Source organism: Miniimonas arenae, from assembly GCF_006351005.1.
In the GTDB taxonomy this organism is placed as follows: domain Bacteria; phylum Actinomycetota; class Actinomycetes; order Actinomycetales; family Beutenbergiaceae; genus Miniimonas; species Miniimonas arenae.
In genome coordinates, this window is the sequence record NZ_VENP01000012.1 from 1 (window position 1) to 12337 (window position 12337).

The following is a 12337-nucleotide window of genomic DNA, read 5'->3' on the forward strand; positions in this document are numbered from 1 at the left end:
CGGCGGAAGGTTCCAAGGCGAAAGGCGCGACGGCGAACGACCGGCGCGGTCAGCCCCGTGCGCCCCAGCGGCGGCCGATCTCCAGCGCCTGCTCGGGCGTCACGGGGTCGCCCAGGTCGCCCCGGCCGGGTCCGGAGCGAATGCCGTCCAGCACGATGCGCAGGTAGCGGCGGTAGGCGTCGGGCCGCACGTCGGAGGAGTTCTCCGCGACCTCGCTCACCATCCAGAGCAGCAGCAGCACGTCCTCGCCCGTGACACCGGCCCGCAGGTCGCCCTCGGCGAGGGCGCGTTCCTGGAGCCGCTCCCCGACCGCGGCGAGCGCGTCCACGCCGTCCGAGAGCACCTCGACGCGGCGCTCGGGTGCCAGCGCGACGTCGCGCAGCCCCAGGTTCGCGGCGAGCAGGTCGGCGCCACGGTCCAGCAGCATCGCGAGGCCGTCCCAGGCGCGCTCGGCCTGCGAGGCCTCCTCCGCGACGGCGACGATCTCGGCCAGCGGGGCTGCGAGGGCCTCCCGCACGAGCGACTCCTTGTCGGCGAACCGGCGGTAGACCGTCCCGACGCCGACGCCCGCGTGGTGTGCGACCTCGTTGAACCCGACGCCGAGCCCCCGCTGGGCGAACAGCTCCCGCGCCGCGGCGACGATCAGCTCGCGGCTGCGGCGCGCGTCCCGCCGCACGACCCGCGCGGGGCGCTCGGCGCCGTCGGACGCGAGGCCGGGTTCGCCGTCGGGACGCGGCGAGGGCCGGCCGTCGTCCGCGAGGCGTGGCTCGCCGTCGAGGGCGGCGCGCCCCGCCGGAGCCGGCCGATCGGTCTCGCTCGTCATCCGCGGGTCACACCTGGAGGGAGAGCTGCTCCGCGTGCACGGGGGCGGGGAGCGCGGTCGATCCGGTGAGGTAGGCGTCCACCGCGGCCGCGGTCGCGCGGCCCTCGGCGATGGCCCACACGATGAGCGACTGGCCGCGGCCGGCGTCGCCGGTGACGAAGACGCCGTCCTGGGCGGTCGCGAAGTCGCGGGTGCGCACGGCGCTCCCCCGCGGCGTGGTGTCCAGCCCGAGCTGGCTGAGCAGGTCGGTCTCGGCGCCGACGAAGCCCATGGCGAGCAGCACGAGCTGGGCCGGGATCTCGAACTCGCTGCCCTCGACGGGCGTGAACCGGCCGTCGACGAGCGCGACCTCGACGAGCCGCAACGCGGCGATCCGACCCTCGTCGTCGCCCACCATCTCCGTGGTGGAGACGGCGTAGCGCCGCTCACCGCCCTCCTCGTGCGCGCTGGAGACGCGGTAGAGCATCGGGTACGTCGGCCACGGCTGGTGCGCGGGGCGGCCGTCCGAGGGGCGGGGCATGATCTCGAGCTGTGTGACCGACGTGGCGCCCTGGCGCAGCGCCGTGCCGAGGCAGTCGGCGCCCGTGTCGCCGCCGCCGATGACGACGACGTGCTTGCCGGTCGCGACGACCTGGCCCTCGACCTCCTCGCCCAGCGCGACCCGGTTCGCGGGCACGAGGTACTCCATGGCCTGGAGCACGCCGTCGAGCTGACGACCGGGGACGGGCAGGTCGCGCGGGATGGTGGAGCCCGTGGCGACCACGACCGCGTCGTACTGCGCGCGCAGCTCCGCGCCCGTGATGTCGACGCCGACGGTGGTGCTCGGGTAGAACCGGGTCCCCTCGGCCTCCATCTGCGCGAGCCGGCGGTCGATGACCCACTTCTCCATCTTGAACTCGGGGATGCCGTACCGCATGAGGCCGCCGATCTTGTCGGCGCGCTCGTACACCGCGACCGTGTGGCCGACGCGGGTGAGCTGCTGCGCGACGGCGAGCCCGGCGGGGCCCGACCCGATCACCGCGACCGTGCTGCCGGTCAGCCACTGCGGCGGCTGGGGCTCGAGCAGACCGCGTTCGAACGCCTCCTCCGCGATGTGCACCTCGATGTTCTTGATCGTGACGGGTTCCTGGTTGATGCCGAGGACGCACGCCGTCTCGCAGGGTGCGGGGCAGAGGCGACCGGTGAACTCCGGGAAGTTGTTCGTGGCGTGCAGGCGGTCGGAGGCGTCGGCCCACTGGTCGCGCCAGGTGAGGTCGTTCCACTCCGGGATGAGATTGCCCAGCGGACAACCCATGTGGCAGAACGGCACGCCGCAGTCCATGCAGCGCCCGGACTGGCGGTTCAGGGTCGCCGACTCCTCGGGCGTCTGGGCGCGGTGGGCGTGCACCTCCTGCCAGTCCATGATGCGCACGGGCACGGGACGGTTGGCGGGCAGCTCGCGCTGTCGCACCTTGAGGAAGCCGCGTGGATCGGCCACGTCTCCACCTCCCTGGACGTGGGGGGCGCACGCGGGTCGGGCTCGGTGCGCGGGTCCCCGCCAGGGTAAGGCAGGACGGGCACCCTCGCGCACGACCTACGTCCCGTGAGACGGCGCCCGCGAGCCCTTACTCCCCACCTCGTCTACGTCGCGCGGGAGGCGGGCTCGCCGTCGGGAGCCGTGCCCGCCCCGAGGCGCCCGGCCGAGGCGGCGATCGCGCGGCGCGCCGCGTACACCGCGCCGCTCGTCGCGGCCCACGCGGCGCGGTCCGCCGGGGTCCAGGCCCGCCCGGGCACGAGGGCGGCGTCGGCCGGGACGAGCCGCGCTTCCGGGAGCGGTACCAGCCCCGGTACCAGCCCCGCCCGCTCGAGCAGGTCGAGGTAGCCGTGGGCCACGAGCGCGTGCCCGTACGGGCTCAGGTGCACGCCGTCGGGCCCGAACGCGGTCGCGCGACGTCCGCGCGCCAGCGCCCCGAGGTCCAGCACGACGGCGCCGCGAGCCGCACCCGCCGCGAGCACCTGCTCGTTGAGCGCCTCGACCCGCGCGCCGATCCGCCGCCCGGACCACCCCGGGATGCCGAGCACCTCACCCGGCCGCGGCATCGTCGCGGTGAGCGGCCGCGCGCCGGCGGCCCGCACGACGTCGAGCACCTCCTCGAGCGCGTCGCGCACCGCGCCGGCGTCGAACGTCCAGCGCAGGACGTCGTTGAGCCCCACCCAGACGATCGCGACGGTCGGGCGGAACGCCCGCAGCTCCGCGGCCTGGCGCCGCCGGGCGTCCGCGAGCGTGGCCGAGGGCCGGGCGGCGTTCGCCGTCGTGACGGCGGTCCCGCGGGCGCGCACGAGGTCGGCCAGAAGGTCGGGGAACGGGCGCTGTCGCTGCGGGCTGCCCACCTCGAGCACGCCGGCGGCGAGGGAGTCGCCGATCGTGAACAGGCGCACGGCGTCAGCGGGCGGCCTGGTCGGGCGCCGCCGTGCGCGCCCGCTCCGCCACCGCGGCATGGATCGCGAGCATCCGCCGGGCCGACGTGCGCCAGGTGAACGGGACCGCGTGCCGCCGGGCCCGCTCGCGCGCCGCCGGGTCGCGCGCGAGGCAGAGCGCGGCGTCGGCGAAGGCGTCCGCGTCGCGCACCGCGACGCGCCCACCCGCGCCCACGACCTCGGGCAGCGCGCCGGTCGCGGCGCACACCACGGGCGTGCCGCAGGCCAGGCCCTCGAGCGCCGCCAGGCCGAACGTCTCGGCGGGCGCGGGTGCGAGCAGCACGTCGCTGTCCCCCACCAGCCGGGCCACCTCGTGCGGCGCGCGGTGCCCGACGAGCTCGACCGGCAGCGCGGCGGCGGCGCGGGCGATCGCCCCGCGCATCGGACCGTCGCCCACGATCGTGAGCTCGGCGTCGACCCCGCGCCGCACGAGCGCGGCCAGCGTCGCCACGGACAGCATCGGGTCCTTCTCCCGCGACAGCCGGCCCACGTGCACGAGCGCGAGCGTGCGGTCCTCGCGCCAGGGCGCGACCGGCTCGGGGCGCGGGCGGAACACCGTGTGGTCGACGGCGAGCGGCACCACCTGCACGGCGGCGCCGTGCCGGGCGACCTCGCGCGCCGCGTACCGGCTCGGTGCGACCACCGCGTGGTGGTCCAGCCCGGCCGTGCGGTTCACCGAGTCCGCGACGCCGCGCGCGAGCGGCCCCGGGACGCCCGCGGCGCGCACGACGTCGCCGACGTGCTCGTGCGCGACCAGGACGCAGCCGATCCCTGCGGCCTGGGCCCACGGTCCGAGCCAGCGCAGCGTGGTCCGGTCGCTCAGCTCGATGACGTCGGGCCGCACGTCGCGGATGACGTCGAGCACGCTCCCCCGCCCGACCACCACCCGGTAGCCGGGCGCGGCCGCGGCGATCCCCGGCACCGTGCGCGGGTCGGGGTGAGCCGGCCACCACGAGGCGACGGGCTCGGCGGCCTCCGGCACGAGCGCGGTGACCTCGTGGCCCGCGGCGACGTACTCGGTGGCCCAGGCGGCGAGCGCCGTGCGGATGCCGCCCGACGTGGGTGCGACGAAGTTGGCGACCTGAAGGATCCTCATGCGGCTGCTCCCGTTCTCCTCGTCCGGCTCGTCGGCACGCCCGACGGCTCGGCCGTCCCGGCCGTCCCGGTGGGCCCGGCCGTCCGCTGCGCCGCGTGAGCTGCGACGGCGCCTGCCCAGTGCTGCTCCAGCGCCCGCAGCGACGCCGCGAGGCTGCGGCCCTGCGAGAGCTCGCGGGCCCGCTCACCCAGCCGGTCGCGGTCGCGGAGCACCGCGTCGACGGCGTCGGCGAGCTGGGTCGCGCTGCCCGGGGTGAACCGGCGCCCGGCGGCGTCGGGCACCAGCTCGGCCGCCCCGCCGGCGGCCGGGACGACGGCCGGGACGCCCGCGGCCATCGCCTGCATCGCCCCCTGGCACAGCGTCTCGTGCCGTCCGGGGTGGACGAAGACGTCCAGGCTCGCCGTCGCCCTGGCCAGGTCCTCGCCCCCGAGGAACCCGGTGAACGTCGCCCGCGGGAGGCGCTGCTGGAGGAGCTCGCGGCTCGGACCGTCACCGATCACGGCGAGCGCCAGGTCGTCCCGCTCCGCGAGCGCCTCGAGCAGGTGGAGCTCCTTCTCGAGGGCGAGCCGCCCGAGGTAGCCCACCACCGGGACGTCGCGGCCGCCGGCGAGCCGGCGCCGCTCGGCGTGGCTGCGCCGGGCCGGGTCGAACAGCTCCAGGTCCACGCCGCGCTGCCAGTGGTGCACGCGCGGTACGCCCCGCACCCGCAGCGCGCGCACGGCGTCCTGCGTGCACACGAGCGTCCGGGTCGCGCCGCGGTGCGTGCGCACGATCCAGCGCCAGGCCGAGGAGCTCGCGACGGCGAACCCGTGCGCGGCCGCGAACGCGGCGACGTCGGTCTGGTAGACCGCGACGGTCGGCACGCCGAGCTCGGCGCCCGCCCGGATCGCCTGGGCACCCAGCAGGAACGGCGAGGCGACGTGCACGACGTCGGGCCGGTGCCGCCGCACGAACCGCTCCAGCCCGGGCGTCGGGACGCTCGCGGCGTACCCGAGGCGCGCGAGCGGGACGCACGGCGTGGCGAGGACGTGGGTGACGCCGTCGGGCACGCTCGCCTGCGTCGCGCCGGGCGCGACGAGGCTGACGTCGGCGCCCTGGTCCACCAGGTGCGCGAGCACCTGCTGCACGGAGCGGACGACACCGTTGGTCGAGGGAAGCCAGGACTCGGTCACCACCATGACCCGCACGGCTTCGACGGTAGGCACTGCGCACGACGGCGGGTTGGCCGTGGCCTGTCGGGTTCCGGCAGGCGGGGCGAACGGGGGGTGAACGCGCGCGTCGGCGGGACGTTCGGCCCTGCCGTGGGCCGCCGCCTGATGGTTTGCTATGTCCTGAAACGATTCACGCCACCGACGGCGTGACCAGGGCGCGGCGCCCACGTGCCGCAGGAGGGTGGTGCCGGATGGCACAGCGGATGATCTGGAACCAGACCGCGTACTTCGGCGCCGGGAGCATCTCGGTGATCCCCGAGGAGCTCCAGCGGCGCGGCTTCCGCAAGGCGTTCGTGGTGAGCGACCAGGTGCTCGTGGACTCGGGCGTCGTCGCCCGCGTCACCGACCTGCTGGACGCCGCGGACATCCCCTTCGAGGTCTACAGCGACGTGCAGCCGAACCCGCCGATCGAGAACGTCAAGGCCGGCGTGGCCGCGTTCGCGGCGTCGGGTGCGGACGTGCTCGTCGCCGTCGGCGGCGGCTCGCCGCAGGACACCTGCAAGGCGATCGGCATCATCACGACCAACCCGCAGTTCTCCGACGTCCGCTCCCTCGAGGGCGTCGCGGCCACGACCAGCCCGTCGGTGCCGATCGTGGCCGTGCCCACGACGGCGGGCACCGCCTCGGAGACGACGATCAACTACGTCATCACCGACGTCGAGCGCCAGCGCAAGTTCGTCTGTGTGGACCCGCACGACATCCCCGTGCTCGCCGTCGTCGACCCCGAGATGATGGCGACCGCGCCGCGCGCGCTCAAGGTGGCCACCGGGCTGGACGCGCTCACGCACGCGATCGAGGGCTACACCACGCTCGGCGCGTGGGAGCTGTCGGACCTGTTCCACCTCAAGGCGATCCAGACGATCGCCGCCTCGCTGCCGGCCGCGGCCGACGGCGACGCCGCCGCCATGGAGCGCATGGCGCTCGGTCAGTACGTGGCGGGCATGGGCTACTCCAACGTCGGCCTCGGCCTCGTGCACGCGATGGCCCACCCGCTCGGCGCGTTCTACTCCGCCCCGCACGGCGTGGCCAACGGCATCCTGCTCGCGCCGGTGATGGCGTTCAACGCGCCCGAGACCGGCGAGAAGCTGCGCGACGTCGCGCTCGCGTTCGGCGTCGCCGGTGCGGCCGAGATGGACGTCGAGACGGTGCGCAAGGCCGCCGTCGAGGCCGTCGCCGACCTCACCCGCGCGCTCGGCAACCCCACCACGCTGCGCGAGATCGGCGCCCGCGAGGAGGACCTGCCGGCGCTGGCCCAGGCCGCGTTCGACGACGTGTGCGCCGGCGGCAATCCGCGCCCCGCCTCGGTCGCGCAGATCGAGGACCTGTACCGCTCGATCTTCTGAGCGACCCGAGCGAACGAGAAGGCGCCCGACGGCGAGGAGCGAGTCCTCGCCGTCGGGCGCCTTTTGTCTGGGCGGCTACTCCGGCTGCTCGCTGACGAAGCGCGTGGTGAGCTCGCCCAGGCCGGTGACCCGGACCGTCACGACGTCGCCGTCGGCGATCGGGGTGTGCACGGCCTGCGCCTCGTCGGAGCGCGCGGGCGTGCCGGTCGAGATGATGTCCCCCGGCTCCAGGGTGATGATCTGGGACAGGTGGTGCACGAGAAACGCGACGCCGAACACCATCGCGTCGGTGCTCGAGCGGACCGTGATCACGCCGTTGCGCTCCACCTCGACGTCGCGCCCGGACAGGTCGCCGACCTCGTCCGTAGTGACGATCCACGGGCCGAGCGGGCCGAAGCCGTCCACGCTCTTGCCGAGCGCCCACTGGTTGGTGCGGCTCTGCCAGTCGCGGTCGGAGACGTCGTTGAACAGCGCGTAACCCGCGACGTGCGCGAGCGCGTCCGCCTCGCTCACCCGCCACGCGCGTCGCCCGATCACGACGGCGATCTCGCCCTCGTAGTCGACCTGCGGCGTGCTGGACCAGATCGTCACCGGGTCCTGCGGCGAGGCGATGACACCGGGCGTCTTGACGAAGACGTTGGGGTGCTCGGGGTCGGTCTCGCCGCCCTCGAGGTGGCCGCGGTAGTTGTAGCCGAGGCACAGGATCGTGCGCGGGCGCACCGGCGGGGCCAGGTGCACGGAGTCGAGCGTGGGCAGGGTCGCGGTGTCGGCGTCCGCCTCGGCCTTCGTCACGGCCTCGCGGACGACGGCGAGCCTCGCCTCGTCCGCGAGGACCTCCACCAGCGTGGTCGCGTCCGCGACCTCCCGCAGGTCCAGGACGCGATCGACGCCGTCCGGCGCCGTGACCACGGCTGCGGGGATCTCCGACCCGTCCACGTCGATGCTGACCAGTCTCACGCGGTGCGCTCCTTCGTCCGTGGCCGGCACGCGTTGCCGGCCCTCGGGCAGGCTATCGGGCGGCGGTGGGGTCGGGCGGGTTGTTCGGCCGCAGACCCCGCGAGGGTCGACCGTGGGCTGTCGCCCTGCAGCAGCGCAGGAACGACGAAGGCCCGGACCTTGTCGGTCCGGGCCTTCGGCACTGTGTAGCGGGGGCAGGATTTGAACCTGCGACCTCCGGGTTATGAGCCCGGCGAGCTACCGAGCTGCTCCACCCCGCGTCGGCTCCTCTACCTTACGCGACCTCGGCCGGAGGGCCAAATCGGCGGTTCGACCGGTCCGCGAAGGGCCCTCGTGCGGCCGCGCGGAGCCGCTCGGCGCGCGCGCCGACCGGGCGCCCCGACACATTGACTGGAGGCCCCGACGCTTTGACTGGTCGGGCCGCCCAGGCGACGTCCGGGCCAGGCAAAGGTGCAGGTCACGGGGATGCGGGTCCGACGCTCGGCGATCCGACCAGTCAAAGCGTCGGGGCCTCCAGTCAAAGCGCACCGCGCCGCCGCACGCGCAGCCGTCCGCCACGGCCAAGCGGCCCCCGAGACGCCGGAGGCGCCGGCACCGGGCCACCCCCGGTCCCGGCACCTCCGCGAGACGACTCCAGTCGAACCTCAGCCGGCCGAACCCTCGATCTCCTCCTGCGCGTCGATGGCCCGCTGGATCGCGTCGTCGAGCGCGTCCTGCGCCTCGCCGTACGCGGCCCAGTCGCCGTCGACCTGTGCCTGGCGCCCGGCGGCGAGCGCCGACTGAGCGTCCTGCAGCGCCTGGTTGAGGCGGCCCTGAGGGGTCGAGGTGTCCGTGCCGGTGCCCGACGTCGGCGCCTGGGTCGGTTCCGCGCTGGCCGTGGGGCTCGGCGTCGGCGTCGTGCCGGGGTCGACCGGCGGCACCTCGACGTCGGGATCGGTGCCCGCGTCGCCCGCGTTCGCGCCGGAGTCGCCGCCGAACACCTGGTCCAGCGCCTCGTCAAGCGTCGTGGCGAAGCCGACCTTGTCGCCGAACGCCGCGAGCACGTACCGCAGCAGCGGGTACTGGGTGCCCGAGGACGCCTGCGCGTACACCGGCTGCACGTAGAGGAACCCGCCACCCACCGGCAGCGTCAGCAGGTTGCCGCGCACGGCCTCGGAGCCCTGGCTGTTGAGGATGTTGAGGGTGTTGGCTGCGGCCTGGTCGGAGTCGAAGTTGTTCTGCACCTGCCCCGGGCCGGGCACCGCGGAGCCGGCGGGCAGCTCGAGCAGCCGGATCGTGCCGTACCCCTCGCCCTTCACGCCGGCCTCCGAGCCGGCGTCACCGTCCACGGCCGCGAACGCACGCAGCACGTTCCGGTCGTTGGCATTGAGGATGAACGAGGTCGTCAGCGAGAACGACGCCGTGTCCTGGTCGGGCATCCGCAGCGTGAGGTAGTACGGCGGCTGCGAGACGCCGCTGCTCTTCGTCGGGTCCTCCGGCGTGCGCCAGAAGTCCGACCCGGCGAAGAACTGCCCGGCGTCGGTCACGTGGTAGGTGTTGAGAATCGTGCGCTGGACCTTGAACTGGTCCTCCGGGTAGCGCACGTGGCTCATGAGGTCGCCGGTCATCTCGGTCAGCGGCTGCACGAGGCCCGGGTAGACGTTCTCCCACGCCTTGAGCAGCGGGTCGGACTCGTCCCACGCGTAGAGCGTGACCGAGCCGTCGTAGGCGTTCACCACGGCCTTGACCGAGTTGCGGATGTAGTTGATCGACTCGGGCAGCTGCGCCACCGTGAGCGGCTGGCCGTCCGCGCCGACGAGGCGGGAGTCGATCGTCGCCTCCTGCAGCTGCTGCCGCTTGGAGTAGGGGTAGTCGTTCGACGTGGTGTACGCGTCGACGATCCACGCCACCTCCTTCGTCCCGTCGCCGTCGGTGTCGATGACGGCCGGGTACGCGGAGGAGTCCACCGTGAGGAACGGCGCGACCTTCTCCACCCGGGTGCGCGGGTCGCGGTCCCAGAGCACCTGCGACTCGTTGGTCACGCGGTCGGAGAACAGGATCTCCTGACTGCCGAACTTGAGCGCGAACAGCGTCCGCACGAACGGGTTGGAGATCGTCGGGCCACCGTCGCCCGTGTACGTGGACAGCACCTCGCCGTCGGAGTCGTCGGAGGGGTAGTCGACCTCCCAGGGCGTGGTGCCCTCGGGGGCACCCACGATCGAGTACTCCGGGGACTCCTGGCCGAAGTAGATCCGCGGCTCGTAGTCGCCGAGCCGGCCGGTGGAGGGGATGTCGCCCTCGAAGAAGTCCGGCTGGCCGCCGGCGCCGGGCACGTTGCCGTACGCGGCCACCACGCCGAAGCCGTGGGTGTACACCGTGTGGTCGTTCGTCCAGTTGCGCTGGCCCGAGCCGAGACCGTCGAGGTCGAGCTCGCGCACGGAGATCACGGTGTCGGCCGTGCCGTCGTCCAGCGCGTAGCGGTCCACCGACAGGTCGTCCGGGAACGTGTAGTACTGCCGGATCTGCTGGAGCTGGCGGAAGGTCGGCGAGATGATCGTCGGGTCCATGAGGCGGATGCTCGCCGTCGCGTCGGCGTCCTCGCGCAGCGCGCCCTGCTCGGGGTTCGTGGTCGCCGCGTAGTCCTCGCGCTCGACGTTCTCCAGCCCGTACGCCTTGAGCGTGGAGTCGATGTTGCGCTGGATGTAGGGCGTCTCGAGGTCCTGCTCGTTCGGCGCCACCTGGAAGCGCTGCACGAGCGCCGGGTAGATCCCCGCGAGCACGATCGCCGAGACGACCATGAGCGCGACGGCGACGGCCGGCAGCTTCCACGTGCCCCGCACGCTCGCGACGACGAACATCACCGCGACCACGACGGCGATCCCCGCGAGGATCTCCCGGCCCGGCAGCACCGCGTTGATGTCGGTGTACGCCGCGCCGTCGAACCGGGTGCCCTCCTGGGACAGCAGCGAGTAGCGGTCGAGCCAGTAGGAGGCGGCGATGAGCAGCGCGAACACCGCGGCGATCACGCCCAGGTGGACGCGCGCGGCCGGGCTGACGTGGGGCGCCTGGCCGACCTGCAGCCCGCCGTAGAGGTAGTGCGTCACGACGGCGGCCACGCCAGAGATGAACACGGTGGCCATGAGGAACGAGACGACGAACCGCAGCCCCGGCAGCACGAAGACGAAGAACGAGATGTCCAGCCCGAACTGGGGGTCGGCCTCACCGAACGACGTGCCGTTCGCCCACAGCAGGACGGTCTGCCACTGGCTGCTCGCGGCGAGCCCGCCGAAGAGCCCCAGCACCGCGGGCGCCGCGATGAGCACCGCGCGCCGCAGCGGCTCGACGGCCTCCCGGTACCGGTCCAGGTTGCGCTGCTCGGGCGTGGCCGGCGCGTAGACGGGCCGGGTCCGGTAGGCGATGTGCAGGTTGAGGTACGTCGCCCCGCCGAGGAGCAGCGCACCCGCCACGAACAGGCCGCCACGCACGAGCCACTGCGTGCGCAGCACCTGCTCGGCGTCCAGCTGGGCGAACCACAGCCACTCGGTCACGAGGCCCGACGCGATGAACGTCAGGACGAGCAGGGCGGCGACGATGAGGACGGTGGGTCCGAGGGCGGACCGGCGGTGGGGCCTGGCCGGAGCGGCGGAGGTCACGGGCGGGAACCTTTGGGTCGGGAACGCGTGGGTCGCGAGCCACACCCGGGAAGCCGCGGCTCCCAGGGACAACGGCCGCGCGGCCCGACAAGTTTCCCACGGCTTTCCCACGGCCTGGCATCGCCTTCCCCGCGGTCGACCCGGCGGTGGGCGAGACTGGGTCCGTGACCGACGCCTCTCCCGACCCGACCGCCGCCTCCCCCGACCGCACGCCGTCGCTCGCGCGCTGCGTGCACGAGACCGAGGCACACGTCGCCGCCGACGGCTGGGACGGCCCGGCGCGGGTCTTCGCCCTCGTGGACAGCCACCGCGCGCTGGCCGCGGACCCCTCCCTCGCGGGCGTCTTCCCGGAGTCGCCCGACCCCTACCAGCTCGTCGCGGTCGAGCAGGAGGGCCTGCCCGCCGCGGACACGCTCGAGGAGCTGCTCGCGCAGCTCGGCTGGCCCGAGACGGTCGACGGCGTGGCGCTCACCGTCGAGCGCGTCGTCCTGCCGCCCGAGGCGGAGGCCGAGCTCGAGGCGCACCTCTCCGACCCGATCGAGCCGGACGAGGCGCACGCGCCCGACGGCGAACCCGCCACCGGCGATCGGCTCGCCTCGGGCGCGGCTCGCCAGCGGGCGGCCGACCGTGAGGCGGCGCTCGCCGCGCTCGCGGCGCACCCGAAGGCGCAGGACGTGCGCCTCGCCGTCGGGGTGCTGCGCACGGGTGAGTCCTGGTGCGCGGTCCGCACCCGCGCGCACGACACCGACCAGGACGTCGCCGGCTCCCCCGACGCCGTGCCGGGCCTCGTGGAGGCGCTCGCCGCGACGCTGGGCTGA

Annotated in this window: 9 protein-coding genes and 1 tRNA gene; 2 read left to right on the top strand and 8 right to left on the bottom strand. The window is 74.5% G+C overall.

The annotated features are described in order from the left end of the window. Positions 1 to 49: 49 nt before the first annotated feature. From FH969_RS04820 to FH969_RS04840, 5 genes are all read right to left on the bottom strand, one after another. Positions 50 to 823 (bottom strand): TetR/AcrR family transcriptional regulator, encoded by a 774-nt coding sequence (locus FH969_RS04820; RefSeq protein ID WP_139986331.1) that lies wholly within the window; start codon positions 821 to 823, stop codon positions 50 to 52. A gap of 7 nt (positions 824 to 830) precedes the next feature. After that, positions 831 to 2300 (bottom strand): glutamate synthase subunit beta, encoded by a 1470-nt coding sequence (locus tag FH969_RS04825; RefSeq protein ID WP_139986332.1) that lies wholly within the window; start codon positions 2298 to 2300, stop codon positions 831 to 833. Positions 2301 to 2443: 143 nt separating this feature from the next. Next, positions 2444 to 3241 carry a GDSL-type esterase/lipase family protein gene (locus FH969_RS04830; protein WP_180359672.1) on the bottom strand — a complete coding sequence of 266 codons (798 nt, stop codon included), beginning with the start codon at positions 3239 to 3241 and terminating at the stop codon, positions 2444 to 2446. A gap of 4 nt (positions 3242 to 3245) precedes the next feature. Beyond that, a complete protein-coding gene (locus FH969_RS04835) occupies positions 3246 to 4376 on the bottom strand; it encodes a glycosyltransferase family 4 protein (protein WP_139986334.1) in 1131 nt (376 codons plus the stop codon). Further along, complete coding sequence (locus FH969_RS04840) at positions 4373 to 5554, bottom strand: glycosyltransferase (protein ID WP_246071716.1); 1182 nt, start codon at positions 5552 to 5554, stop codon at positions 4373 to 4375. The genes FH969_RS04835 and FH969_RS04840 overlap by 4 nt, the downstream gene beginning before the upstream one ends. A gap of 224 nt (positions 5555 to 5778) precedes the next feature. On the opposite strand from FH969_RS04840, the gene fucO reads away from it, so the two are divergent. Beyond that, the gene (gene fucO, locus FH969_RS04845; protein ID WP_139986336.1) at positions 5779 to 6930 is read left to right on the top strand and encodes a lactaldehyde reductase; all 1152 of its coding nucleotides are present in this window, start codon (positions 5779 to 5781) and stop codon (positions 6928 to 6930) included. Positions 6931 to 7005: 75 nt separating this feature from the next. Here fucO and FH969_RS04850 read toward each other — a convergent pair whose 3' ends face one another. From FH969_RS04850 to FH969_RS04860, 3 genes are all read right to left on the bottom strand, one after another. Beyond that, positions 7006 to 7887 carry a fumarylacetoacetate hydrolase family protein gene (locus FH969_RS04850; protein WP_246071712.1) on the bottom strand — a complete coding sequence of 294 codons (882 nt, stop codon included), beginning with the start codon at positions 7885 to 7887 and terminating at the stop codon, positions 7006 to 7008. A 186-nt stretch (positions 7888 to 8073) separates the two neighbouring features. Further along, positions 8074 to 8147: transfer RNA gene (locus FH969_RS04855), tRNA-Met, on the bottom strand. A 384-nt stretch (positions 8148 to 8531) separates the two neighbouring features. Next, on the bottom strand, positions 8532 to 11519 hold the full coding sequence (locus tag FH969_RS04860) for a UPF0182 family membrane protein (protein WP_108719366.1): 2988 nt from the start codon (positions 11517 to 11519) through the stop codon (positions 8532 to 8534). A gap of 164 nt (positions 11520 to 11683) precedes the next feature. On the opposite strand from FH969_RS04860, the gene FH969_RS04865 reads away from it, so the two are divergent. Further along, positions 11684 to 12337, top strand: a complete 654-nt coding sequence (locus FH969_RS04865; protein WP_108720219.1) for a PPA1309 family protein — start codon at positions 11684 to 11686, stop codon at positions 12335 to 12337.

Bases quoted from the DNA above. Each gene is read 5' to 3' on its own strand.
- fucO (WP_139986336.1), top strand. From the start codon at position 5,779: ATGGCACAGCGGATGATCTGGAACCAGACCGCGTACTTCGGCGCCGGG.
- FH969_RS04820 (WP_139986331.1), bottom strand. From the start codon at position 823: ATGACGAGCGAGACCGATCGGCCGGCTCCGGCGGGGCGCGCCGCCCTC.
- FH969_RS04840 (WP_246071716.1), bottom strand. From the start codon at position 5,554: ATGGTGGTGACCGAGTCCTGGCTTCCCTCGACCAACGGTGTCGTCCGC.
- FH969_RS04835 (WP_139986334.1), bottom strand. From the start codon at position 4,376: ATGAGGATCCTTCAGGTCGCCAACTTCGTCGCACCCACGTCGGGCGGC.